This window comes from Phaeocystidibacter luteus (assembly GCF_008933115.1).
Taxonomy (GTDB): domain Bacteria; phylum Bacteroidota; class Bacteroidia; order Flavobacteriales; family Schleiferiaceae; genus Phaeocystidibacter; species Phaeocystidibacter luteus.
Window position 1 is genome coordinate 77,313 of sequence record NZ_WBVO01000011.1, and the last position, 24,878, is coordinate 102,190.

Sequence of the window (24,878 nt, forward strand, 5' to 3'; positions counted from 1 at the left end):
TCGCATTATGAGAAAGATATTAACCTTAGCCGCAGTATCAGTCGCACTAGTTAGTTGCGATCGCGACACGGATCCGCAAGGTCCGAGCTTAGACGAGCTCTACGGCGACTTTAGCGTTTTGCAAGACTTTGAGGTCACCCGAAACACTGTGAATTTCGCGAGTGGACAAAACCTTCACTTCACGGCGCGTTTTAGCAAAACGGTCGACTGGGAGATTCACATTGTAGGCGAAACTTCTGGAGCTGAGAAAATCTTCACGGGTAAATCAAAAGTGGTGGATGCGGAGAATGCCCTTTGGAATGGTACCACGACGAATCTTCCGATGTTCAAGCGAGAGGCCTGCATGGCATACATTACGGTTCCTGAAGAGGGGTATGGAGATACGATTCCACAAATCAATGTAGACAGTGTGCGTGTCACCACTGGATTTGTGATAGCTGATTTTGAATCGGGTATGAATCCTGGGTGGAACTCTTTCGCCCAATCTGGGGCCGACATGAGCTGGAATATCGTTCAGGCGGATTCAGCCGCAGAGAAAGAGCATTATTTCGATATGGGGGGTGAGGTGAATTTTGATTACCTCATTGGCTTGATTGACTTTCCTGCTAGCGCGTACAATGAGGCACTCTTTCCGTTAAACCCCAATCCAGATCAGGTGTACTTCAACGTATTCCTGTACAAGCCTGCGGGGATTACAAATGAAATCGTGCTCTTCCAATTCCGAGAGGATGAGAATGAAAACGGGATTTACAATCAGAACAACGAGGATATGTATTCCTTGGAGTTGAAGGGATTGGATGTAGGTTGGCAGATGATTTCCATCCGATATAGTGATATGGTAGCTCTAGTGAATGGCCAGCCTGCAGATCCAGCAGGAAATGGTGTTCACGAACCAGATAAACTACTTCAAGTGTCCGTACTCTTCTTGGCCGATCCATCCTCAGGATACTCACAAACGTGGATGGACAATTTGATCTTTACTGAGAATCAAGCCTTTCAACCATGAGAACGACAATCATTTACGGGGCCATATCAGCTTTTGTTCTCACGGGTTGTGTTGAATTCAGAGAGAATCAAGTATTCAACGATATCCATGTTGAGCAAGAGAAGCCCTTTCACTTAAGCGAAGAAATTTATTCGGATTACATGACTAGCGACGCTTGGGTGACCCCGGCGACGTCATGCCTTACTGTTTCCACATCCGTAGATGCCGCCAAAGAAGGGGATTTAGGACTTAAAATCTCCTGGAATAAAACCTCGGCTGGTTGTCCTTGGTTAGGCCTGGGTTTTGGTTGGGATAACTGGACCGGAAAAGACCTGAGTATCATTAAGAATACGGGCGCAATAGAGTTCTATGTGAAGCTATCAGAAGGTGAAAGAACCAGCTTGCCATGGGCGATGGGCTTTGAAGATTTTACGGGTGCGCAAGCGTGGTTAGGTCTTAATGCTAACGTGGTTAAGGCGGATAAGATTACTACGGAGTGGACAAGAATAGAACTCCCGCTTTCTGAATTTAATTGGGATGAACAGGGGGCGGATGCATCGAATATCAAACAAGTGATTATTCAGTTCGAAGCCGATGGTGAGGTCATGCTCGATGAAATTCGCCTCGTTCCATACACGGGCGGTTATCGCAAACGCGTAAGTGTTGCTGAGGTCTGTGTCGAAGCTGGAAATCTCGAGAAGCAAAGAGACATTCTCACTCGAGGGAATAGTGTTGATGTTGGTCCCGGACAATTGTATCTAGGGCATTGTGGCAACACGATTTTTATCGCTGGTGAGGTTAAAGATGACACCCCGTTGTCAAATACCAAATCCGGTAGAAATATTTATGACGGAGATGCTATCGAACTGGCCTTTTCGACCGACTTCACAAGCTATCAAAGAAGAACACTCTTCCGCAGCACAGATAGACACTTTGCTATTCGCATGAGTAGCAATCCGATGGTATTCGACTTTACCTCTGATGAGGTTGTAGAAAACGCCATGGTACTGACAGAGAGAACGGCTGACGGATACCGGTTTGTGGCTGCTATTCCTTATACAAAAGAGGGGGAGAACGAGTTCGTTATGACTCGCCTGTATGGTCTTGAACTGGCCATTGACGCCAGTGAGGGAGATAGCCGCGGGAAACAGTACCGATGGAATAATAACGAAGTGGACGGATTCTTCAAGAATCCAGCACTTTGGGGTGAGATGCTCATTCAAACTAGAAGAGAAGCTGACTTATGAAACGATTCAATATGATACACATTTTCGCTGCACTCGCATTGGCCATTACTTTTGGCTGCGAACAGAGCGATCCGAACTTTAACGGTCGCGAGGGCGATACGCTCACCTTTTCTGGTCGAAAATGGGACATCAAGTCGAGTAGCGTTGTAGTAGGTCCTGGTCCGAACTATTTCTCCAAGCACCCGAACGACGTTTTCATTGATGACGATGGGTACTTGCACTTATCGGTTGAGTTCCGCGAAGGCCAATGGCGTTCCACTGAAGTGATTTCGCAAGACACCATGGGGTATGGAACGTATGTGTGGACGCTTCAGGGCGACCCTGTGAATATTGACCCGAACTTGGTGATTGGCCTCTTCACGTGGGACAACAACACCTTTCAAACCCAAGCAAACAGCGAGGTTGATATCGAGTTTGCCAAATGGGGAGATGAGGAAGAAGAGTACACCCTTCAGTATGGAGTTCAGCCCATTGCGTTTGGACCGTACAACCCTGAGCGTGTGCTTAAGCCAGAGGGTGATAACTCCAATTGGATAGGTGTGAGTACGCATGCATTCACCTGGACAGACACCCTCATAACATGGGAAAGCTGGAAAGGCGGGACCTATGGAAATGGGGAGCCGGATGCATCGTGGACCTTCGATTTGTCGAACCCCGCTCGCATCAAGTACGAAGGAGGAAACCAAAGTGATCCAATCATAATACCTGCACCGGGAAATACAACCAACGCAAGGATGAATTTGTGGCTTGTGAATGGTCCAGGAGGACCGGCATACGGCACACGTCAGGAGATTATCATCCGCAAATTTGAGTACATCCCGCTTTAAAAACCGACCCTTATGAAATCTGAAATGAAGCGCGGCTTAATGCGCATTGCTCTAATAGTGGCCTTAGGAGGCTTGCTTATGGGGTTTGATGCCTCAGTGATTTCGGGTGTAAATCCGTTTATCGTCGAGGAGTTTGATTTGACCGATTTTCAGCTTGGCTGGGCTGTTAGCTCGCTTACCCTCGTTTCTGCCTTTGCCATGTTGGCCGCAGGTCCCCTCAGTGATAGAATAGGTCGACGCGCCGTTTTGAGAATTGCAGCCGTCGTTTATACCATATCCGCTATTGGATCCGCGCTCGCCCCAGATTTTAATACGCTCGTCATTGCAAGGATGCTAGGTGGTATAGGTGTTGGAGCGTCGTTGATCTTGGCGCCCATGTACATTGCAGAAATCGCCCCTTCTGAACAACGCGGAAAGTTGGTTTCATTTAATCAGCTCAACATCGTAATTGGAATCACGCTTGCGTTGGTGACGAATTACCTCATTGTTTGGCTTGCCGATCAGAACCTTTCATGGGTATCTGCCTTGGGAATTGACAAATACAATTGGCGTTGGATGTTGGGCTTAGAAGCTGTACCAGCGGTATTGTACTTCCTCGGATTATTCTTGGTGCCTAGAAGTCCAAGATGGCTCCTCATGAAGGGGAAGGACAAAGAGGCAGAGAAGATCTTCTCACTTTTCTTCGAGTCTAAGCACGTACGAGAGCAAATCGCAGAGATTCAGTCCAGCTTAGAAACTACGACCACGAAATCTCATATTACTGATCTACTTAAGCCTACACTTCGCTTTGTGCTTATGGTTGGATTGGTGATTGCTGTGCTTCAACAGATTACCGGAATCAATGCAGTCTTCTTCTACGCACCAATGATTCTTGAACAGACAGGCGTGGGACGAGCTGATTCGCTTTTGCAAGCTATCTCTATCGGTGTTATCAACTTGATATTCACCGTTGTTGCGATGAGATTAATTGACAAAATAGGTAGACGTCCACTTTTGATTATTGGCCTAAGCGGACTTTCAGCCAGCCTTTTCGTTTTGTCGTTTTCATTTTACCAAGCTACTTATACCTTCTCGGGTGAGTCTTACAAAGGATTGGAAATGCCATCCGAGTTAGTTCTCACGACTGAAGTTCGTGAATATCAATCGCTGGGTGCGTTCGAAGAGGATGCCATTGCCATCTTTGGCGAAGAATGGTATGAAGAGAATTCTCAAACGCTTCAAAAGCAGAGTATTCAGCTGAATGCTAAAGTCGTACTCATTGCTATCTTGGGATTTATTGCCTCATTCGCAGTATCTCTCGGACCAGTAATGTGGGTGCTGTTCTCGGAGCTATTTCCAACGCAAATACGCGGATTGGCGATTGCTGCTGTGGGCTTAGTAAACGGTTTAGTCAGTTTCTCTGTACAACTTGTATTCCCTTGGGAGCTAGCTAATTTAGGCAGTAGTTTGACCTTCTTAATCTTCGGCATCTTCGCGGCGTTCGGACTGATATTCACTCTCCGTGTAGTCCCCGAAACCAAAGGCAAAACCCTCGAAGAAATCGAAGCCGAATTCGTAACGAATTAATCGCCACATGAACTACTTCGTCAAACACCTTGCTGTTCTCAGCGTAGGCATCGCCCTTTGGGGATGCACAGAGCAACCCGCTAGTGAAGAACGCACGATTTATATTTTTGATGAATCTGAAATTTGGGTTGAAGAAGAAGGTGGGAAATCTGCCGAGTTCAAGCTTGTGATTCCCGCGGACGGACGCTACAAAGTGACCATCGCTGGTCAGGGCTCGCAAACCGTTTGGCTAGAGGATTACATTCACAACACCGACGATCGGACGTATAACGTGACCGGTTCTCTTGTCTTTGAAGGAGGTCAGGTTACGCTCTCTATCGACGGTTCTCCACTTCAAGCTGGGGAGCACGCCTTTCGCCTTCATTCAAGTTCGGATGACCCGTTAATTGATTACATACAGTTTGAGCGCCTGCGCAATCACCGTCCTTCCCCAAAAACACTCACGCAAACAATGTCTGGCAACGAGTGGGAGTTGGTCTGGAGTGATGAGTTTGACAGCCCAGGACTACCTGATTCTACAAAATGGACACACGACCTCGGTAATTGGGGATGGGGGAATAACGAGCTTCAGTACTACACAGATGGAGTGTTGGAAAACGCTCACGTCAAGAATGGAAACCTCCATATTTCAGCACGGAAAAGTGACGATGGGAACTGGACATCCGCGCGATTGACGACAAGAGGGAAGGTCGATTTTCTCTACGGTCGAATTGAGTTTAGAGCCCTCATTCCAACCGACAGAGGAACGTGGTCTGCCGGCTGGTTGCTGGGCGACTCGTATGTCGATGAAATTTCATGGCCGTATTGCGGCGAGATAGACGTTCTCGAATGCGTAGGATACGAGATAAACGATACTACGGGCAATGGACTCAACCACGCTACTTGCCACACCCCGAAGTATTATTTCAAAAAGGGAAATCAGATCGGAGATCAGATTGAAGTGGATAGCATGAACACGGTGTTTCACACGTACGCTATTGAGTGGGATTCTACCGAAGTTCGTGCGTACTTGGATGACGTGCATTACTTCACCTACGATAAAAGTGCAGACTCGCTAGAATGGCCTTTTCATGAGCCACAGAATATCATCATCAACCTTGCAGTTGGTGGCGGCTGGGGCGGCGCGAAAGGTATTGAGCCGACGTTCACTCGTGCAGATTTCATTTTGGATTACGTGCGTGTCTACCAGAGAACGAAGGGAGAATGAAAGTAATCTATTCAGTACTAGCCATTTTGGCATTGGGAGCTTGCTCGAATGAAGAGTTGAATTTGAAGGCAAGTTCCGTGGAAACGACTTCTTCGGGTGAGCGTTGGTCTGAAGTGGAAACCTATGAGGGTAATCCGACCTGGGTTATCGAGATTGACGAAACTGAAACCTACCAGACCATTACTGGGTTTGGAGGAGCTTTTACGGAGTCTACTTCACATCTATTAATGAAACTTTCTCCTGAACTTCGGGCTGAAGTGCTAAAAGCGTATTTCGACTCTAGCGGCTGTGATTACACTTTGTGCCGAACGCACATCAACAGCAGCGATTTTTCATTGAAAAGCTATTCCTACGCTCCTGTTGAAGGGGATCTTGCCCTAGCGCACTTTTCGATAGAGGAGGATAGAGATGATATCATTCCAATTATCAAACAAGCGCAAGGCATATCTCAAAGTGGTTTCAAACTCATTGCTTCGCCGTGGACAGCTCCGCCATGGATGAAGGATAATCGCGCTTGGTTCGGCGGGAAGTTGCTGCCAGAGTACTACAGTGTTTGGGGAGAGTTCTTTTCAAAATATGTTGAAGCCTTTCAATCGGAAGGGATCGACATTTGGGCGGTAACTGTTGAAAACGAGCCACTCGGAAACGATAGCCATTGGGAAAGTATGCACTACACTCCTGCAGAAATGCGAGAGTTTGTAGTGAATCACTTGAGCCCATCATTTGAACAGCATGGAATTGATGCCAAGATTTTGGTTTATGACCAGAATAAAGGTGCGGAGCTCGAGGAATGGAGCGAGGCTCTCTTGACCGATTCTGTACTGAAGGCCAACATATACGGAACGGCAGTTCACTGGTATAATAGCACCTATGATTGGTTTCCTGCCTCTCTACAAAGGACGCATGAGTTGGCGCCTAATCATCATATCATAAGCACAGAGGCTTGTGTGGACGCAGAGGTGCCGCATTGGCGCGACGATGCGTGGTATTGGAAAAAAGAAGCTACCGATTGGGGATGGGATTGGGCTTCGCCAGAAACCAAACACTACCACACCAAGTACGTTCCTGCCTATCGATATGCACGTGATATCATCGGCGATCTCAATAATTGGGTTGAAGGTTGGGTTGATTGGAACATGGTTCTCGATCGACAGGGTGGCCCAAATCACGCCCAAAATTGGTGCATTGCGCCAGTGATCGCGGATACTACGCTAAACGAAGTTTATTACACCCCTCTCTACTATGTGATAGGGCATTTCAGTAAATTCATACGACCTGGAGCGGTACGCGTTGCATTAGATGGTTATGAACGCGACGGTATCATGACGACCTGTTTCAAGAATGAAGATGGTAGCTACGCACTCGTTCTGTTGAATATGACAGATGCAAATATGCCTTTTGAGGTACGACTTAACGGTCAGGCTTGGCGCTACAACTTGAAGGCGGAATCGATTCAGACAGTACAAATACAAAATTGACAAGCGATCTCGGATGAGTTCAACTTTTCTACATAACACACCCACCCAATTCGGTACCAACTCACCGCATGGAGAATTTCTCAAACTCGATGGTGAGTGGTACTACAAGATTACGGACGTCGATCACATGGACGTCTTTTTCATTTCGGTGGTAAGTCCATACGACCATTGGATGTTTGTTGGAAGTAACGGTGGCATCACAGCTGGTCGAGGAAATTCAGACAATGCGCTGTTCCCATATTACACCCACGATAAGATTATCGATACCGCTGGAATTACCGGTTCAAAGACGATTCTCAAAGTGTTGAAGAACGGTAAAACCTACTTGTGGGAGCCGTGCATGTATGAAGACAAAGGGATTTACCGTGTTCAGCGGAATATCCTCAAAAATGATACAGGTAATCGCCTCATTTTTGAAATGATCAATCACGATCTCGGGCTCATCTGGAGTTTCGAATGGACGTGCAGCGATGAGTCTGGATTCATCAAAAGATCTTGGATAGAAAATGTGGGTGAAGATGAACTTGAAATTGAGTGCCTTGATGGTATTCAAAATGTTCTTCCAGCAGGGATAAACCAAGGGTTGCAAGAGATACGAAGTAACCTGGTAGATGGGTATAAGCAAGCCGAACAATTAGACGGCCCAGCAGCAGTTTTTTCGCTGGGAGCGCGTATTGTAGATAGAGCAGAGCCTTCTGAAAGTCTAGACTCCACACTCGTGTATTGCGCAGGAGTGAATCCTGATGTCATACTCTTGTCGTCCTCTCAAACTTCGAAATTTGAAAGAGGAGAAAAGCTCGAGAACGAAGAGTACATAACTGGGAAAAAGGGGGCTTTCTTCTTGACGACTTCAATCAGGCTAGCTCCACAGGAGCATTCAACTTGGTGTATAGTTGCGGATGTTTCCCAAAAGGCTGCAGATATAGTTGGAACACTAGAGAGGGGAATCGGATCGAATCGAAAAGTCAATGATCTCATTACTGAAATCAAGAAATCTACGCACGACCTGCGACATTTAGTTGGTCAGGCTGATGGATTGATGAAGACCGGTCAGAACGTGATGGATGCACGCCATTACAGCAATGTGCTTTTCAACATCATGCGCGGGGGTGTGTTCAAACATGGCTATGAGATTCAAAAAAGTCAACTCATAGAAGAAGTTCAGCACTTTAATCCAAAAGTGTATTCGTCGAATGTAGACTTCTTCAATTCGCTACCAGAAACACTTACGTACAACGAGCTTTTCGATTCGGTTAAAGGCATGGATGCAGATCTAGTTCGACTGTGTTCTCATCACTTGCCGCTGAGCTTCTCTCGCCGACATGGCGATCCGTCACGCCCGTGGAATCGATTCAACGTGACATCCTCCAAGGAAGGAGACCGGATAAGTTTTGAAGGGAATTGGAGAGACATCTTCCAGAACTGGGAGGCCTTGTCGTTCTCCTATCCTTATTTCGTGTTTGGAGTGATTCACCGCTTCCTAAATGCCTCTACTATAGATGGATACAACCCGTACCGCATCACTAACAAGGGGGTTGATTGGGAGGTGGAAGAGCCGCACGATCCTTGGTCATTCATCGGCTATTGGGGCGATCATCAAATCATATACTTGTTGAGGTTGCTCGAAGTCTGCAATTCACACTTCCCAATCGGGCTAACCGAATTGAATCGAGGGGAGCAGTTCGTATTTACCAACCTTCCGTACCGCATCAAGGGCTTCGATAGTATTCTGGCTGATCCGAGAAGTACCATTGTGTACGATAGAGAGGTCGAATCAGAGATTGCTTCACGCATGAGGGAGCGAGGCGCTGACGGGAATCTCGTGTATGCAGACGATGCTATTCTTCATGCGAGTTTGCTGGATAAGCTCTTGCTTACGCTCTTCGTGAAGATGAGCAACTTTATACCTGACGGGGGCATTTGGCTCAATACGCAACGTCCGGAATGGAACGATGCAAACAATGCTCTCGCTGGAAATGGCTTGAGCATGGTTACTGTATATCACATCAAGTCATATCTCAATTTCATTGAAGATTGGGTAGGTAGACTAGAAGGTGAGATAGAGTTGAACGCTCAGCTTGAAGACTTCTTTGCTTCGGTTGTAGAGGCCTTGGAGCCGTATAGTTCCGCTGATTCCATATCGGCTACTGAGCGCTTTGAAATCGCAAGCAAGCTAGGAAAGGCTGGAGAAGCCTACCGAAACACGGTCTACAAACATCCTTCTTCACAGCGAACTCAAGTTTCTAAATCAGAATTGAAATCGTGGCTTGAGACGCTTCTCAAATCAGTATCGAAAACAATTGATAGGAACAGAACGGAAGACGGACTGTATCACTCTTACAACACGCTAAATTACAGCAAGGACGAGATGCGGATTGATAACCTGTACATCATGCTAGAGGGGCAGGTAGCCGCATTTAATCAAGTGACAAGTGCGGAAGAGTTCAAAACCACGATGTCGAAACTCAAGGCTAGTCCGCTCTTTAGGAAAGATCAACGGAGTTACATGCTCTATCCAGATCGTCGATTGCCGAAGTTCCTCGAGAAGGGTATAATTTCATCAGAACGCGTTAAATCTTCGAAATTGCTTCAGGCATTAATTGCGAAGGGAGATGAATCTTTGGTGAACGTGGATGTCAAGGGGATAGTCCGCTTTGCGCCGAACTTGCACAATGATAGGGACGTTCGGACGGTTCTCGATCAGTTAAGTACAGATTCGCAGTATGCCGAGCATGTGAAATCAGAGAGGACTCTCATCCTGGAAATCTACGAACGCGTATTCAATCATGCGAGCTTTACGGGGCGATCTGGGACATTCTTCGCATATGAGGGACTTGGTTCTATCTACTGGCACATGGTTTCAAAGTTGCACTTGGCGGCTTTGGAGAAAGCTTTGGTGCTTGATATGGATGATGATGAATGCGCTGAAATATACGCCCTAGGCAAAGAGCTACGTGAGGGCATAGGCATGCTTAAATCACCGGTTGAATATGGTGGCTTCCCAATTGACCCTTATTCGCATACGCCAAAGCATACGGGTGTTCAGCAACCGGGTATGACAGGTCAAGTTAAAGAGGATATCATTGCCCGTTGGGCAGAGTTAGGCGTGGTAGTTTACGAAGGAAAGATTTCATTCAAGCCAATTAGTCTGCCTGTGGAACAATTCACGAAGGAGAACCGAGTCTTCCGATATGTGGACACGGCGGGCGAATACAACCGGATTGATGTAGAGCCGCATAGCTTGAACTTCTCGTACATGGGCACGCATATTCAATATATGGCAGGTGAAAAGTCGGAAATCATACTAACGGACGCGACTGGAAGCCATACAACAATAGATGGAGTTGAGCTGTCGAATATGTACAGTCAAAAACTATTCAAGCGCACGGGAGAAATCCGTCGCGTTCGAGTACTGTTAGAAAAGAAAAGAGTGGAAGGCTAGATTAAGCCTGCTCGGGATTCTTGCACTTCTGTTCTGGAGTAGCACCGCAGAAGCTGCAAGCTTCCCCTTCTTTGTTGAGGAAAGGGCTCTGGCTGGCACACGTTCCGGCAAACTCTCCGTCCTTCTTCGCCCAAATCTTAATGGCGATTCCAAGGAAACCGATTCCGATAAGTCCGAATGCAATGAGAAAGAGTTTCAACCCAACTGCCATGATGCCTTTGCTTTAGTGTTTGTCAATCGTACTTCTCTAGACGATTAGAACGCTGCAAAATTACAAAATGTTCCAAACGCGAAGAAGGGAAGAGGTGAAAGGTTTGGGAGGGGATTGTGAGGTAGGTTACAGTAGAAGGTAAGCTTAGCGCAGATCGGCCGATGTGACGATATCTCTGCTTTGGTGTAAGATCCTTACAATAATGATTTCTTGTCTTCTTCTGTTGATTTTGTAATAGATGAAATGCATTCTCACCTTTACTTTTCGAAATTCAGCGAGCATGCCGTCTAATCTAACCCCAGATTGCGGGTAATGTAGTAGTTGGTCAACACAGGTCAAGACTTCATCAATGTAGTTTTCAGCTAAGCGTAATGACCATTTTGAAGTAGTGTAAAGAAATATGTCATCTAGGTCTAAATGTGCTAGTCGGCTAAACTTGATTTTCATTAGTCTTTCTTGCCGTACTTCTCCTTTAATTCATTTAAGTAGCTGGCGTGGTCATATTCTCTAGCATAGCCAGAATTCTCTCCGTCACGCAAGGCTTTAATCAGTTCTGCTTTTTTGCGTTCTTCATGTTCAAATACGCGTAGTGCAGCTCTTACAACTTCACTGGCAGAAGAGTACTTTCCAGATTTGACTTGTTCTTCAATGAACTGATTAAAATACTCTCCTAATAAGATTGACGTGTTTTTTGCCATGGCATCTTTTTAATAAAGATACCAATTCCTGGTAGCGCGAAGTAAAACTCAGGACACAATTTCCAACCGACTAGATTGTCTTACTTCTCAACTCCAATTGCCAACGCAGTATTAAACTCAAAGTACTGCATATCACCATTCCTGATTTCGAACGATTCATTCGTGAGAATGGCATTGTCATCATCAATCCAATTCACTTTTTTGGGACCCCACTCGTGAGGGCGAAAGGCTCCAAAAAGCTCTAATTCTCTGCGATGATTCGAGTAGAGTTGAAAGCCATTTGGACTATAGCCAGCTTCAATGTCATAGGCAACGGAAAGTATCCATGACCCGCTAGGAGAAAAATAGGGTCGTCCATACATGCGGGTTTCTACTCCTGTTGAATCGTTGACCAACATATAGCCATTTCCTTCACCCCATTGAATTCTGATCGAGTAGTACCCGTGCTCCGCAAAGTAGTACTCGAAGTTCACGTCCATTTCATCGTAACTCTCATTCGGGGTCACTCTCTTCCAAGAATTGTCCTTGACTAAAAGGTATAGTCCAGTGGAATCTCGCCTGACGAATTCAGCAAAACGATTCAGTTGAATACGCTCTATATCATGTGCTATAAGATGGGAATTGTTGTTTTTCTCTATGATGGGTTTAAGAAGTCTCTGCTCAAGAAAATACTCCTCTTCACTAGGCTTAACTTCAGTGAAAGAAAGGGTGACAGTCGTTCCTTCGAAGAATAGAAGTGTGGTATCTATCGCTTCTGGGTTTACCCACCTCTTTACCGCTGTCGAATCCAATTTATTGACATCCTTTCCCTCGACTTGAGGCTGCTGATGGTCGGTAGTTTCGATGGTTGGAATATTTGATGAATCATCATCCGAAATACCATGCACGGTAGAATGGTCTTGCGATGAATTGTTACATGACGCAAAGATCAAAGTCAACAGGAAAGCGAGAGCAGAAAGTCGGTTGTTCATGTCACATTAATTGGCAGGCTAAGAGGTCTTTTCTAAAATACAGCTAAAGGTGAAAAGAGCACAAGCTTAGGCCGGTTGTAATAAATTGATGCCACTCAATTCCTGCCCAATTTGGTTTATTCCATTCAAGATTTTTTTGGTTTGTTTTGATGAAGGCTTCTTATGCCCCTGCACATATTGTGATAGTAAGGTTGCGTTCATGCCGATTTTCTCAGCCAGAAACTTTGCATTGAGAACTTTGTAGTACTTGAAAAACTGCTTGAAATCTATCTCAAAAAGGATGTCTCCAGGTCCAAGTTCCACGTTTTCATCTTCATAGTAAAGATTGGCTGCTTCATAACTGTTATTGATTAGTTCAGGGACAGTTTGTGCAGTAGTGAAAATGGCCGTGTCTTGCGAATAAGCAGAAAATCCGGTGTCGGTTTTCTCGACAATCAACGTGACTGTCATTGACATTTCGGGAATTGGTTTAGAAGCTGTAAGGTAAATAATTATTTACCATTAAAGAAGCGAGATGCGAATGCTGAGGTGTTTCAGACAAGGAACAATCAGAGCTTAAATTCTGATTCTATCCCCTCATTAATCCGATCGAGTAGCAATTCAACCAACTCGGGATCACGATATTCATAGATGTCGTCGATGTGTAGGACTAGAATATTGGGAATATCATTCCCGCGGTAAAGTGAGCGCACTCTTTTTGGTTGTTCATCGTCCATAACGAAAATGAGATCTGACCAATCCACATCCGATTGTTGGAGTTTGCGATCACTTTTTGGACTCAATCCAGCCGAGCGGATATTCATTCGACTGTCGTTCTTGAAGAGGAATTCAGCCGTTCTACTTCGGCGCTTGTTCCTTCCGCAAATGACAAGTATGTTCGGACGTATATCCAACCAGGCGAGATTCTACAATACATTCACTTCAGGCGATAACTCTATCCCAAACTTCTCGCGAATGTCCGCAATGATATCTTTCGCCAATTGGTAAACTTCACGTCCCCGTGCTTCACCATAATTCACCAACACAAGAGCCTGTCGTTCATGTACGCCCGCATCGCCTCTGCGATAGCCTTTCCAACCTGCTTTTTCAATGAGCCAACCTGCGGCGAGCTTCATCTTGCCTTCACCCGCCGGGTAAGCAACTACTTCTGGATATTCAGATTTTATTCGGTCAAATTCGCTTGTTGGAACAACCGGGTTCTTGAAAAAGCTTCCCGAATTGCCAATTTCCATTGGGTCAGGTAGTTTACTCTGACGAATAGCAATCACTGCAGCTGAAATATCCGCAATGGTCGGTTTGTCTATTCCCCGCTTCTCCAATTCGCCTTGAATGGCACCGTAGTCGGTTCTGAGCGCGTGGTTTCTCTTTGTGAGGTTAAATCGAACCGCAGTAATGATAAAATTCCCTTTGAGTTCGTGCTTGAAAATAGAGTCGCGATAACCAAATTGGCAATCTTCCTTCGAAAAGGTTCGCTTCTCGCCATTCTCCAAGGATATCCCATCTAAGGAAACAAAGTGGTCCTTCAGTTCAACTCCATAAGCTCCAATATTCTGAACAGGGGCAGTGCCAACCTGACCAGGAATCAAGCTGAGGTTTTCCAATCCGCCATAACCCTGCTCTATGGTCCACAAAACCGTCTGATGCCAGTTCTCGCCAGCTGCAACTTCAAGAATAACTTCGTCGTCTGTTTCGGATAATACCTTCTTGCCTCGAAGCGCTATGTGTGCAACTACGCCCTTAATCGGGCCTGTTAAAAGTAGGTTCGATCCTCCGCCGAGAATGAGCTTTAATCGACTCATCGCCGATTCATCAGATGCCAAGGCTCGAATGTCCTCTTCGTCCTGTAAAACCCAAACTTCATCGGCACTTTCGTCTAATCCAAAAGTGTTAAATCGCTGTAGCGAAGGACCGTTGTACTTTCTCATTTAGATGTATCTACCTGGATATTCAGTAAGCGCTCTGCGAATAATTTCAACTGATTTCTCGAGCGTTTCTTTTTCAAGTACATAGGCAAAGCGAGCCTGACGCTTACCCAATCGCGGCTGAGCGTAGAAGCCAGATGCCGGAGCAATCATCACTGTTTCACCTTCATAATCGTATGACTGCAACAGCCATTGCGCAAAACGATCGGCGTCGTCTACCGGAAGCTGTGCCACACAATAGAAGGCACCTTGTGGTTTCGGACAAAACACTCCTTCGATCGAATTAAGTCCATCCACCAAAATGTCTCTCCTCGAAACGTACTCGTCATTCACCTCAGTGAAGTAGGTTTCTGGAGTTTCAAGCGCGGCTTCTACGGCAATTTGAGCGTAAGAAGGTGGACTCAATCTCGCTTGAGCGAATTTCAATGCTGTGCGCATGAAGTTTTGGTTTCTCGAAACGAGCATCCCAATTCGCGCTCCGCACATGGAATAGCGCTTAGATACAGAATCGATCATGATGGCATTCTGCTCTAGACCAGGCATTGTCATAATGCTGTTGTGTTCCACACCATCGTACACGAACTCGCGGTACACTTCATCGGCAATCAGGAATAAGTCGTACTTCACGACGAGTTTCGCCAATGCTTCTAATTCTTCTTTGGAGTAGAGATACCCGGTAGGATTCCCCGGGTTACAAATGAGAATGGCTTTGGTATTCTCGGTAATGAGTTGTTCAAAGTCTTCAATGGGAGGGAGGGCGAATCCATTGTGGATGGTGGCCTCTACCGGAACGACTTTCACTCCGCTTTGAATGGCGAATCCGTTATAGTTCGCATAAAATGGCTCTGGGATAATCACTTCATCGCCTTCGTCCATGATAGATCCAAAGGTGAAGTTTAGCGCTTCAGATCCACCGGTTGTAACCATTAGGTCGCCCGTAGTTACATTAATATGATGATTGCGGTAGTAATGCGCCAAGCCCGTTCTCAAGCTTTCGTTTCCTGCGGAGTGACTATAAGCCAAGATGTCAACATCCGCTTTTTTTACAGCTTCAGTTGCCTCTTTGGGAGTGTGGATATCAGGCTGACCGATGTTTAGGTAGTGAACGGTTTTGCCTTCTTGCTCTGCTGCCTCAGCAAATGGAACGAGTTTGCGGATTGGAGATTCCGGCATTCGCATTCCTTTGGTTGAAATTCTGGGCATATCAACAATGATATTAGATTCTAAAAATACAAAGCCCCCGAGGGACATTGTCCGACGGGGGCAAATTTGGTGAATTTCGCGTTTAGCGCGAAACGCGAGACGATTCTTGATTCTCGTTCACTGGAGTTGTTTGTGCTTGTTGAACTACACCCTTGATTGTGAGGTTGATAGTTCCTTGTGAAGCATTAGAAGTAACTGTAACTCTCTTTTGGAAACGACCCAAACGATGAGTGTCGTACTTCACGCGCAACTCACCAGATTCGCCTGGAGCGAATGGTTTGTTAACTACGCTGCGATCTGGAACGGTACATCCGCAAGATCCACGTACGTTTGAAATAATCAACGGCTCTTCTCCAGTGTTGGTAAACTTAAAAAAACGATTGCCATCCGAATCTTGGTCGATGGTTCCGTAATCAATCACGTTCTGCTCGAATTCCAATACAGGCGCATTGGGGTTCTCTTCTTGAGCAGTTGCGTTTACAGACATCAAACCGAAGGCGGCCACGGCAAGAGTCATCAGCATTTTTTTCATTGTTCTCGTCCTTTAGTTAAACACGAATGGTAAAGTTAAGGTGATTCAATGGAAATTTTCCAATCATTCACACATTTCCTACAACCGTTCAAACATCATGCCCCGTCGGTGGAATGCATTTTCTAAATTTGCGGCTCATTCAAAAGCAACGCATGGACATTCCAGCTAAATACGATCCGAGTTCTACCGAAGACAAATGGTACAAGTACTGGATGGATAACGGATTCTTCCGCTCTACTCCAGACGAAAGAGAGCCATACACCATTGTGATTCCTCCGCCGAACGTCACCGGCGTCCTTCACATGGGACACATGCTCAACAATACCATCCAGGATGTCTTGGTCCGCCGCGCTCGTATGAGAGGCCTCAACGCCTGCTGGGTGCCGGGTACCGACCATGCCTCAATTGCCACCGAAGCAAAAGTGGTCCAAAAGCTACGTGCCGAAGGTGTCAAAAAGTCCGACCTCTCTCGTGACGAGTTTCTAGAGCACGCTTGGGAGTGGACACATAAACACGGCGGTATCATTCTTCAACAGTTGAAGAAGCTCGGTGCTTCCTGCGATTGGGACCGCGAAGCCTTCACCATGGACGAAGCACGCAGCGAAAGCGTACTTCAGGTTTTTGTTGACCTGTTTCAAAAGGGCCACATTTACCGCGGTAACCGAATGGTTAACTGGGACCCCGAAGCAAAGACTACCGTTTCTGACGAAGAGGTAATTCACAAGGATGTGAATGCTAAGCTGTACTATCTGAAGTACTTCATTGAAGGAACCGAAGAGTACGTAGTTGTTGCTACTACACGACCTGAAACTATTATGGGGGACACGGCCGTATGCGTGAACCCAAAGGATGAACGATACACGCACCTCAAAGGGAAAAAGCTTGTGATTCCAGTGGTGAATCGCACCGTTCCCGTTATTGAGGATGATTATGTGGACCTCGAGTTCGGAACAGGTTGCCTGAAGGTGACTCCTGCTCACGATGTGAATGACTACGAAATTGGTCAGCGTCACAACCTTGAGAGCATTGATATTTTCAACGAAGACGGCACGCTCAACGAGCATGGTCTTCACTTCAAAGGGATGGATCGCTTCGCTGTTCGTAAGGCTATCTTTGCTGAACTTGAGGAAAGCGGTCTCCTAGAAAAAGTGGAGGATTACAGCACTTCAGTTGGTACGTCAGAGCGCACAGGAGCCGTGATCGAACCGCGCCTTAGCCTTCAGTGGTTCTTGCGCATGAGCGAGATTTCTGAACCTGCGCTTCGCGCCGTAATGGACGATGAGGTTCGCTTGATTCCAGAGAAGTTTAAGAATACCTACCGCCATTGGATGGAGAATGTTCGCGATTGGAACATTAGCCGCCAGCTTTGGTGGGGACATAGAATTCCAGTCTATTACTACGGTTCTGGAGCCGACGATTTTGTAGTTTCTCTTTCTGATGAAGAGGCGCTCAAACTCGCTCGCGAAAAGTCGGGCAAGGATTTGTCAGCTTCTGATCTCACACAAGATCCAGATGTACTCGATACCTGGTTCAGCTCTTGGCTGTGGCCAATCTCTGTTTTCGATGGAATCAGAAACCCAGAGAACGAGGAAATTCAGTATTACTACCCGACGAATGACTTGGTTACGGCACCGGAAATTTTGTTCTTCTGGGTGGCACGAATGATTTTGGCCGGCTACGAATACCGCGATCAAAAGCCATTCAACAATGTATACCTCACGGGTATTGTAAGAGACAAGCTCGGCAGAAAAATGTCGAAGTCTTTGGGGAACTCTCCAGATCCGCTTGACCTTATCGACAACTACAGCGCCGATGGCGTTCGCGTGGGTATGTTGCTCACTTCTCCTGCAGGAAACGATCTTCCGTTTGACGAAGAGCTTTGTACTCAGGGAAGGAACTTTGCCAACAAGATTTGGAATGCTTTCCGCCTCGTGAAAGGTTGGGAAGTGGTTGATATGAAGCCTGATGCCGCTAGCGAAAAGGCAGTTGAGTGGTTCGAAAGCCGTTTCAATCAAACCTTGGAGGACATCAATAGTAACTTCGAGAAATACCGCATTTCGGATGCGTTGATGTCTACCTACAAACTTGTGTGGGATGATTTCTGCTCTTGGTATCTCGAAATGGTTAAGCCGGCCTATCAGCAGCCAATTTCCAAAGATACCTACGAGAAGACTATCGGGTACTTTGAAGGTCTTTTGAAATTACTCCATCCTTTCATGCCATTCTTGACAGAGGAGATTTGGCACCTGATTGCGGAAAGAGGTGACAAGGAGACCATCATGTATGCAGAATGGCCTGCAGTAGGTAAGGTAAATGCAGAAGCCCTAGCTGCATTCGACCATGCGCATGCAATCATTTCTGGGGTTCGTAATATCCGTAAGGAGAAGAACATCGCCCCTAAAGAGATGCTCGAGCTTATCAGTCTTAAAAATGAATCTCCTGAGTATTTGCCAATCGTAACGAAGCTGGCATTTATTTCTGAGTTCAAGATTGAAGATGAGAAGCCAGAACAAGCGTTTGCGTTCCAAGCTGGAACTAGTGAATATTTCGTTCCCGTTTCTGAAGCAATTGATATTGAAGCTGAAATTGAAAAGCTCAAAAAGGATCTCGAATATCAGAAAGGGTTCCTCGTTTCAGTATCGAAAAAGCTAAGTAACGAGCGATTCGTGAATAACGCTCCAGAGCAAGTAGTGGCAAATGAGCGCAAGAAGATGGCAGACGCCGAAGCCAAAATTAAATTGATGGAAGATCGCCTCGTTTCTCTCGAGAAGTAACGGCGATTGAGCTACATATTATTGGGTGAGTAGCACGCGCTGCTCACCCTTTTTTGTGCGCACAATGTAAGCTCCATTAGCCGAATTGCGGATGTCTACTCGCATTTGGTTCCAACCGGTTTGTTGCTTCCATTCTCCACGGTACACCGTGTTTCCTGCTAAATCAACAATCTCCAATGGAGTTTCCTCGTATCCCAAAGCATACTGCTCCACAATGATTTCACCACTGCTAGGGTTCGGGTAAACGCGTAAATCACCACTCTTCGGGGCGTTGTCTTCCAATCCGATGTCCTCCGGAGCATTCGCAAATACATAGTCACCCGGAATGATTTCCGTGAGCGTAACATAGCCGAAAGCATTCGTAGAAGAGCCCATGGTGTTTTTCGTGAAGTGCGGGTACAATTGCCAGTCGTAACGCGCATCCGGACGCCACATTACGACCAAACTGTCTTCGGTTACACCAACAAGGTCGTCATCCAATGCTCCACTAGACGGACGACCATCGTAAAAGATGCGCATTTCCGCGTCAAAGTCTCCCGACCATTGGCCACGAATGCTCCAAAAGCGACCTCGAGAGGTGTTGACCATTGGAGAGCGTTGCTCAGGCCCAGCCCAATGGTGAGCCACATACACATAATGTGAATCTGTCGAATTGTTGACCGTTAGTCGCGCCTTAGCAGCATCGAGGTTATAAATATTGAATCCGTTTCCAGAAACATAATCGTAGGTGGTTCCAGCCAAATAGTCTTCTCCTTCGTTTACAGTTACATAATCTGGATTGAAGGGAATGTTGGCAATGGCGAAAACCTCTGATGGTTGCTGCACTTGTATGGCAACCGAGTGTGTTTGTGACCCTTTGTGGAAGGTGAAATTGAGACGAGCATCTGCGAGGTATGTACTCCGCGCCTTCCTGTTTTGTGATACGCCAATTATGGCTTCGTATCCTTGGCCAACTGGCTTGATACTCACGCTATCTATGCTCACGGCCACTTGTCCAGCAACAGTTACCCAGTCCGAAAAGAAGTTTGCTAAGCTCACACCAGATTCAGTTGTCAGCCATTGCTCGAATTGCGCTGTGGTCACATTCTCATGTGCGTGGTTTGTGAAGATGGACGAAACGGTATAGTTGTAAAGTGAATCGCCAAGGTATCCTCTCAAATTGTGACCTATCCAAGCGCCTTTGTTGTAAACGTGCATGCCATAGGTTGTCCCGTGATCTACCCCGTTGAGTGCAATGTAGCCACCGTCTTGCGCGTGAGCATAGTTCAATACTTGTAGTTGATTGCCTCGAACGGAGCGCATGTATCTGTCTCTGTCGTAAACAGACTCTTCATACAAGTGGGAACTGAACTCTGCCATGCCCTCGTTAATCCACATGTCTTCAGCCTTGGCACATGTGATAAGGTTACCCCACCAATGGTGCGCAAGCTCATGTGCGATGATGTCTTCTCCCATCGAAGTCCCATTGGCCAGGCTAACCGGGAGGTGAATGCTTGTAGAATGCTCCATCGCTCCTTGCGTGGTCATAGCATAGCCTACCTTATCCCAGATGTAATCGCCAAAGTGCATTTCAAAAGCGCCAAGAATTCCTTGAAGGCGGGCAAATGAGGCTTTTACGTTATTGGTATCCTGTGGACGAGCGAGCAGGAGTGAAGGAATAGTTCCATTGTTGATGTTTAGTGTGTCGCGAAGCTCAGCGTAGTTCGAAATGGCAACACTTACGAGATATGCGGGCAAAGGGTCAGTGCAATTCCACTGTTGAAGTACCGTATCACCGCCCAGAGTGGTCATGCTCGTTCTGATCCCATTCGCATAGGCCTTACGCGGAAGACGCGTCTTTATGTCGAACGAATATGTACTGTGCTCCACAAAATTGTCGAATGCCGGAAATAGTGAACGACCATAGGAATGCGGGTTTACACCAAAGCCAACTCCTAAGTTGAAGAAGTATGGCGAGTTGTGATGCCACCCACCCCAGCCACTTGGATCAGCCGGACCAGAGCCCGAATACCAGATCTCCACGAGCGCCAATCCGTTGACTGTCCAGGTGGAAGGCAAGTTCGTAAGCGTTCTAAAATCCCCAGAAGTTCCGACGTTAACGGAAGACTGATTCACATGGGCAGAATCGATCGTGTATCCGTCAAGTTCAAATCGGAATACGCCGGTGGCGTGGAGCTTGCGAACATTCAAGCTGGCTTTTGCAACTATATTATTTGAAGGGAGGTCCGTGAAGTCGTACTCGAGATGGGTATGCTCAATATCAAACGTATCGCTTAGGGCAGTATGATCTTTATTGGGAACAGCGGCGGGTGCCATGGCATTCTTGAAATGAGCACAGCTGCCATCTGGAGCCATATAAACTGCTCTTTGCGCGAATGACAAGGTAGACGCGATAGTGAGCGTAAGTATGAATACGAGTTTCTGCATTGGACTAATTTAGAAAACGACGGCGACTATCCGTTTGTTCTGCGCTGCCTAACTGCTTCCCACAAAATGATGCCGCTTGCCACGCTCACATTAAGTGAACCGATGTTTCCCATCATAGGGATGGCTGCTCGGTGCTTGCACAGTTTCATGACGGCTGGAGAAATACCATCTTCCTCAGAGCCCATGACAATCGCCATAGGCTGATTGAAGTTCACGTCGTAAAGTTGGCCATCCGTTTTTTCGGTGCATGCAACCGATTCTAGGCCAGAGTCATGAAGCAAGTGCAACGCATCTTGAAGGTTCTTCACCCGGCATACTGGCACGCGCAGCAATGCTCCGGCACTGCTCTTCACGGCATCTTCGTGCATTGGAGCAGAGTGCTTTTCGGGAATCACGATGGCCTGAACACCTGCGCATTCGGCGCTTCTCGCAATTGCTCCTACGTTTCTCACGTCGGTCAGTCGATCGAGAAGAAGCAGAAGTGGAGTTTCTCCGCGTTCCCAGATGGAAGGAAGAATATCTTCAATATTGCCGAAAGGAACCGCACTGACATATGCGATTACGCCTTGGTGATTTTTTCGTGTGAGCTTGTTGAGCTTGTCGAGCGGAACGTGTTTGAATGGCAATCCTCGTTCCTTGATGTACGGCCAGAGCTCTTGGAATACACCTCCGCGAGCACCTTTTTGAACGTAAATTCGATCTATTTCGAGACCTTCCTCAATTGCCTCAATTACAGGTCTAATACCATAAATAAGGCGGGGCTGTTTGTCTGAGTTGTTGGTCTCGTTCATCTTGAGCTCTTTTGATGTCTTCAATGTCATAAATCCGACCATGCCTCCACGCTTCAATAGCAATGCCCCAGCCGTATCTGTATTCGGCTTTACGGCGGAGTTGGAAGTCGTTGTCGGTGAAAGGATTAATCATCCTATCGAAGACAAAGGTATAGTTCAATGAGCTAGCTTCTTCACCGTAGACCCAAGTTTCGGTGTCCTGCGTGCGATAAATCTGCGATGGAGGTCCGTAAACGATGTACAGAACACCTCTGTCGGTTCGCCAACCTTGCTTAAAGCTCGAGAAGAAGATGTTCGCAGCCTCAACTCTTTCATAGAATTCTTCCACCTGATCTCGGGCTCTTTCTTCCGTGCCGGCATGGCGAATCCAAAATTGGTCGATCGCAATTTTTGCAATGTCGTCCGATTTCAAATCCATGCCTTCATACTCCAAATTTGAAGTAAGGTAGCGCATAGGTCCAATGAGGTGAACCTTTTTGGTGACCAGCGGGTAATTGGAATAATAATGAAAGAGCGTAAAGCCCTCGTTCGTCGTTGGGTCGGTCTGGAAATGATAGAAGCCCGGTTTATCTACCTCGAACCAGCCGTCGTTCGACACGGCGAAAGTACTATCCGCCCTAAAGTTGAACGATTTCGGCTCGCCTTTTACAAACGGTGGTAAGGCTAAGTCGAATTCTCTGTCGTAATACCGAACATGCAAACGCTCTAAATCCTGATTACTCTTGATTCTATAGCGCTTGTTGAGTTCAATGTGGTCGGAGAAAACCACGTTCTCATTTTCGTCTAGCACCAAGAAATTCTGTCGGTTCAATGGATCACTTCTCTGAAGTAGGCGTATTTCATCAAAATACAACTTGCGATTTCTATCGTGGAAGCGAATAAGCAATACATAGAATTCGTTTTGCATTACACCAGGGATGGTAACGGGTAGCGATCCCGTAATCATCTTGTGCGAAAGCACTTCTTGAGAGTCAACTATTGTGACATGAGCTGTATCGATTAGTGTGCTCTTCTCAAATGTCTCATACACAAAAACGGATACGTCTACATGCGCTCCAAACGGTTGGTCGCCGCTTCTCCGGATATACAGCATTTCATCAGAAGAAAATGCGAAGTGTATGGTAGACTCATAGTTGTTCTCGTGGAAGATTCGAATCTTGGGACGGACCATCAGTCCGTTTTTCTGATAGACGTGCGAGAGGTCAATAGCGCGAAGTCCGCTTCTCGTGGCGCACGAGGAGAGCAGAACTACCGAGGTAAGTAGGAATATGAGTTTTGACTTAATTCTCATCTTCTTCATCTTGGTCTATCAACTTCGTTGAGAGTCGTTTTGTTGTTTGAAGACCTAATTTACGCATGTTTTCGGCTCGAGTGACCAGGTTGCCTCGACCTGACGAAAGCTTGTTGAAAGCAAGGTCGTACGTCTTTCGAGCAGTTTCCATTTGATTGCCAAGCTTTTCAAGGTCATTTACAAAACCGACGAACTTGTCGTAAAGTTTTGCGCCCTCCTCGGCAATTTCTTCAATGTTTCGGTTTCGCTTCTCTTGTCGCCAAATGGAAGCAACCGTTCGAAGTGTGGCCAAGAGGGTAGTAGCACTTACAATTACAATGTTCTTTTCGAGTGCCTTTTCATAGAGTGAGCTATCGTTCTGCAATGCGGCGTTGAAGGCTCCTTCAATGGGGATGAAGAGCAATACGTAATCCGGACTTTGCTCGCCGTGCAGTTTCTGGTATTCCTTTTTAGATAGTCCGTCGAGATGCGCGTGTACAGAAACCAAGTGTTCCTTGATCGCTCGGCTTCGAGCTTCGTCATCTTCAGCAGCCACAAATTTTTCATAGGCAACGAGAGATACCTTCGAATCGATGATGACGTACTTCTCGTCGGGAAGGTGAACAACTACATCGGGTTGAAGTCGACGTCCATCGGAAGTCGAGTGGCTTTCTTGCGTTTCAAACTCCCGGCCTTCTGTAAGTCCTGATGCTTCGAGTAGTCGTTTTAGCACGATTTCGCCCCAGTTTCCTTGTTTCTTCACATCGCCCTTTAACGCCCGTGTGAGGTTGTTGGCTTCTTCTTGCAGAGATTGATTTTGCTCTACAAGTTTCTTGATCTCCGAACTGAGTTCTGATCTCTCCTTCAGACCTTTCTCATACGTGTCCTGTACCTTCTTCTCAAAATTCTGGAGTTTCTCTTGAAGTGGAGATAGGATGGAGGACATTTGCTCTTTGCTGTTGCTTTGGAACGATTCCGTGTTTTTTTGAAGAATCTCGGAAGCTGTCAATTTGAACTGCTTGTAGAATTCGTCGCGGAGCTTGTCCATTTCGGTGCTATGATCCTCAATCCTCCTGTTGAGATCGACCTTCTCCTGTTGATATGCGGATATCTTTCCCGTCAACTCACGAATTTCGACTTGAAGCTTATCGATTTCGAATTTGAGCGCTTTGTTTTCTTCTACCTCTCGGTTGTAGAGGTCTTTATTCACGCCATTGTCTGTTGATTCTGGAACAGACTTCTTTCCTAGTCGAAAGCCGAACCACACACCTAGCAGGGCGGTGGCTATTATTGATACGATGAAGAGTAAGACAACGCTGGTGTCCAT

The 24,878-nt window shown here is 46.5% G+C and carries 21 protein-coding genes; 8 read left to right on the plus strand and 13 right to left on the minus strand.

Features of this window, described 5'->3' with window-relative positions:
• Nucleotides 1-7: 7 nt before the first annotated feature.
• The 7 genes from F8C67_RS12350 to F8C67_RS12380 are packed head-to-tail and all read left to right on the plus strand — an operon-like array spanning nucleotide 8 to nucleotide 10,752.
• Nucleotides 8-1,006, plus strand: a complete 999-nt coding sequence (locus F8C67_RS12350) for a hypothetical protein (protein ID WP_151668165.1) — start codon at nucleotides 8-10, stop codon at nucleotides 1,004-1,006.
• Nucleotides 1,003-2,232, plus strand: coding sequence for a sugar-binding protein (locus F8C67_RS12355; protein ID WP_151668166.1), 1,230 nt, complete (start codon nucleotides 1,003-1,005; stop codon nucleotides 2,230-2,232). Before F8C67_RS12350 ends, F8C67_RS12355 begins: the two co-directional genes overlap by 4 nt.
• Nucleotides 2,233-2,243: 11 nt before the next feature.
• Nucleotides 2,244-3,059 (plus strand): LamG domain-containing protein, encoded by an 816-nt coding sequence (locus F8C67_RS12360; protein WP_151668167.1) that lies wholly within the window; start codon nucleotides 2,244-2,246, stop codon nucleotides 3,057-3,059.
• Between the two features lie 12 nt (nucleotides 3,060-3,071).
• Nucleotides 3,072-4,625 carry a sugar porter family MFS transporter gene (locus tag F8C67_RS12365; protein WP_151668168.1) on the plus strand — a complete coding sequence of 518 codons (1,554 nt, stop codon included), beginning with the start codon at nucleotides 3,072-3,074 and terminating at the stop codon, nucleotides 4,623-4,625.
• A 7-nt stretch (nucleotides 4,626-4,632) separates the two neighbouring features.
• Complete coding sequence (locus F8C67_RS12370) at nucleotides 4,633-5,832, plus strand: glycoside hydrolase family 16 protein (RefSeq protein ID WP_151668169.1); 1,200 nt, start codon at nucleotides 4,633-4,635, stop codon at nucleotides 5,830-5,832.
• The gene (locus F8C67_RS12375) at nucleotides 5,829-7,310 is read left to right on the plus strand and encodes a glycoside hydrolase family 30 protein (protein WP_151668170.1); all 1,482 of its coding nucleotides are present in this window, start codon (nucleotides 5,829-5,831) and stop codon (nucleotides 7,308-7,310) included. The genes F8C67_RS12370 and F8C67_RS12375 overlap by 4 nt, the downstream gene beginning before the upstream one ends.
• Before the next feature lie 13 nt (nucleotides 7,311-7,323).
• Nucleotides 7,324-10,752, plus strand: a complete 3,429-nt coding sequence (locus F8C67_RS12380; protein ID WP_151668171.1) for a hypothetical protein — start codon at nucleotides 7,324-7,326, stop codon at nucleotides 10,750-10,752.
• Between the two features lies 1 nt (nucleotide 10,753).
• On the opposite strand, the gene F8C67_RS12385 is transcribed toward F8C67_RS12380, so the two are convergent.
• The 9 genes from F8C67_RS12385 to F8C67_RS12425 all read right to left on the minus strand — a co-directional run bounded on the left by F8C67_RS12385 (nucleotide 10,754) and on the right by F8C67_RS12425 (nucleotide 16,289).
• Entirely contained in the window at nucleotides 10,754-10,951 is a 198-nt protein-coding gene (locus F8C67_RS12385; RefSeq protein ID WP_151668193.1) for a membrane or secreted protein, read from the minus strand.
• Between the two features lie 156 nt (nucleotides 10,952-11,107).
• Nucleotides 11,108-11,410, minus strand: coding sequence for a type II toxin-antitoxin system RelE/ParE family toxin (locus F8C67_RS14485; RefSeq protein WP_151668172.1), 303 nt, complete (start codon nucleotides 11,408-11,410; stop codon nucleotides 11,108-11,110).
• Entirely contained in the window at nucleotides 11,410-11,661 is a 252-nt protein-coding gene (locus F8C67_RS12395; RefSeq protein WP_151668173.1) for a type II toxin-antitoxin system ParD family antitoxin, read from the minus strand. Before F8C67_RS12395 ends, F8C67_RS14485 begins: the two co-directional genes overlap by 1 nt.
• Nucleotides 11,662-11,741: 80 nt before the next feature.
• Entirely contained in the window at nucleotides 11,742-12,632 is an 891-nt protein-coding gene (locus F8C67_RS12400) for a hypothetical protein (RefSeq protein WP_151668174.1), read from the minus strand.
• A gap of 66 nt (nucleotides 12,633-12,698) precedes the next feature.
• Nucleotides 12,699-13,088 carry a helix-turn-helix domain-containing protein gene (locus F8C67_RS12405; RefSeq protein WP_151668175.1) on the minus strand — a complete coding sequence of 130 codons (390 nt, stop codon included), beginning with the start codon at nucleotides 13,086-13,088 and terminating at the stop codon, nucleotides 12,699-12,701.
• A 92-nt stretch (nucleotides 13,089-13,180) separates the two neighbouring features.
• Nucleotides 13,181-13,525, minus strand: a complete 345-nt coding sequence (locus F8C67_RS12410; RefSeq protein WP_151668176.1) for an arsenate-mycothiol transferase ArsC — start codon at nucleotides 13,523-13,525, stop codon at nucleotides 13,181-13,183.
• A 12-nt stretch (nucleotides 13,526-13,537) separates the two neighbouring features.
• Nucleotides 13,538-14,557: a UDP-N-acetylmuramate dehydrogenase gene (gene murB, locus F8C67_RS12415; RefSeq protein ID WP_151668177.1), complete on the minus strand. Its 1,020-nt coding sequence runs from the start codon at nucleotides 14,555-14,557 to the stop codon at nucleotides 13,538-13,540.
• A complete protein-coding gene (locus F8C67_RS12420) occupies nucleotides 14,558-15,757 on the minus strand; it encodes a pyridoxal phosphate-dependent aminotransferase (protein WP_151668178.1) in 1,200 nt (399 codons plus the stop codon).
• A gap of 82 nt (nucleotides 15,758-15,839) precedes the next feature.
• Nucleotides 15,840-16,289: a DUF1573 domain-containing protein gene (locus tag F8C67_RS12425; RefSeq protein ID WP_151668179.1), complete on the minus strand. Its 450-nt coding sequence runs from the start codon at nucleotides 16,287-16,289 to the stop codon at nucleotides 15,840-15,842.
• 152 nt (nucleotides 16,290-16,441) lie between these two features.
• On the opposite strand from F8C67_RS12425, the gene F8C67_RS12430 reads away from it, so the two are divergent.
• Nucleotides 16,442-19,063, plus strand: coding sequence for a valine--tRNA ligase (locus F8C67_RS12430; RefSeq protein WP_151668180.1), 2,622 nt, complete (start codon nucleotides 16,442-16,444; stop codon nucleotides 19,061-19,063).
• Nucleotides 19,064-19,081: 18 nt separating this feature from the next.
• On the opposite strand, the gene F8C67_RS12435 is transcribed toward F8C67_RS12430, so the two are convergent.
• The 4 genes from F8C67_RS12435 to F8C67_RS12450 are packed head-to-tail and all read right to left on the minus strand — an operon-like array spanning nucleotide 19,082 to nucleotide 24,878.
• Nucleotides 19,082-21,490 carry a M1 family aminopeptidase gene (locus tag F8C67_RS12435; RefSeq protein ID WP_151668181.1) on the minus strand — a complete coding sequence of 803 codons (2,409 nt, stop codon included), beginning with the start codon at nucleotides 21,488-21,490 and terminating at the stop codon, nucleotides 19,082-19,084.
• Between the two features lie 26 nt (nucleotides 21,491-21,516).
• Entirely contained in the window at nucleotides 21,517-22,281 is a 765-nt protein-coding gene (gene rlmB, locus F8C67_RS12440; protein WP_151668182.1) for a 23S rRNA (guanosine(2251)-2'-O)-methyltransferase RlmB, read from the minus strand.
• Complete coding sequence (locus F8C67_RS12445) at nucleotides 22,229-23,572, minus strand: GWxTD domain-containing protein (RefSeq protein WP_170266454.1); 1,344 nt, start codon at nucleotides 23,570-23,572, stop codon at nucleotides 22,229-22,231. The genes rlmB and F8C67_RS12445 overlap by 53 nt, the downstream gene beginning before the upstream one ends.
• Nucleotides 23,562-24,878, minus strand: a complete 1,317-nt coding sequence (locus tag F8C67_RS12450) for a DNA recombination protein RmuC (protein WP_151668184.1) — start codon at nucleotides 24,876-24,878, stop codon at nucleotides 23,562-23,564. Before F8C67_RS12450 ends, F8C67_RS12445 begins: the two co-directional genes overlap by 11 nt.

Bases quoted from the DNA above. Each gene is read 5' to 3' on its own strand.
- F8C67_RS12350 (WP_151668165.1), top strand. From the start codon at position 8: ATGAGAAAGATATTAACCTTAGCCGCAGTATCAGTCGCACTAGTTAGT.
- F8C67_RS12355 (WP_151668166.1), top strand. From the start codon at position 1,003: ATGAGAACGACAATCATTTACGGGGCCATATCAGCTTTTGTTCTCACG.
- F8C67_RS12360 (WP_151668167.1), top strand. From the start codon at position 2,244: ATGATACACATTTTCGCTGCACTCGCATTGGCCATTACTTTTGGCTGC.
- F8C67_RS12365 (WP_151668168.1), top strand. From the start codon at position 3,072: ATGAAATCTGAAATGAAGCGCGGCTTAATGCGCATTGCTCTAATAGTG.
- F8C67_RS12370 (WP_151668169.1), top strand. From the start codon at position 4,633: ATGAACTACTTCGTCAAACACCTTGCTGTTCTCAGCGTAGGCATCGCC.
- F8C67_RS12375 (WP_151668170.1), top strand. From the start codon at position 5,829: ATGAAAGTAATCTATTCAGTACTAGCCATTTTGGCATTGGGAGCTTGC.
- F8C67_RS12380 (WP_151668171.1), top strand. From the start codon at position 7,324: ATGAGTTCAACTTTTCTACATAACACACCCACCCAATTCGGTACCAAC.
- F8C67_RS14485 (WP_151668172.1), bottom strand. From the start codon at position 11,410: ATGAAAATCAAGTTTAGCCGACTAGCACATTTAGACCTAGATGACATA.
- F8C67_RS12395 (WP_151668173.1), bottom strand. From the start codon at position 11,661: ATGGCAAAAAACACGTCAATCTTATTAGGAGAGTATTTTAATCAGTTC.
- F8C67_RS12400 (WP_151668174.1), bottom strand. From the start codon at position 12,632: ATGAACAACCGACTTTCTGCTCTCGCTTTCCTGTTGACTTTGATCTTT.
- F8C67_RS12405 (WP_151668175.1), bottom strand. From the start codon at position 13,088: ATGTCAATGACAGTCACGTTGATTGTCGAGAAAACCGACACCGGATTT.
- murB (WP_151668177.1), bottom strand. From the start codon at position 14,557: ATGAGAAAGTACAACGGTCCTTCGCTACAGCGATTTAACACTTTTGGA.
- F8C67_RS12420 (WP_151668178.1), bottom strand. From the start codon at position 15,757: ATGCCCAGAATTTCAACCAAAGGAATGCGAATGCCGGAATCTCCAATC.
- F8C67_RS12425 (WP_151668179.1), bottom strand. From the start codon at position 16,289: ATGAAAAAAATGCTGATGACTCTTGCCGTGGCCGCCTTCGGTTTGATG.
- F8C67_RS12430 (WP_151668180.1), top strand. From the start codon at position 16,442: ATGGACATTCCAGCTAAATACGATCCGAGTTCTACCGAAGACAAATGG.
- F8C67_RS12435 (WP_151668181.1), bottom strand. From the start codon at position 21,490: ATGCAGAAACTCGTATTCATACTTACGCTCACTATCGCGTCTACCTTG.
- rlmB (WP_151668182.1), bottom strand. From the start codon at position 22,281: ATGAACGAGACCAACAACTCAGACAAACAGCCCCGCCTTATTTATGGT.
- F8C67_RS12445 (WP_170266454.1), bottom strand. From the start codon at position 23,572: ATGAGAATTAAGTCAAAACTCATATTCCTACTTACCTCGGTAGTTCTG.
- F8C67_RS12450 (WP_151668184.1), bottom strand. From the start codon at position 24,878: ATGGACACCAGCGTTGTCTTACTCTTCATCGTATCAATAATAGCCACC.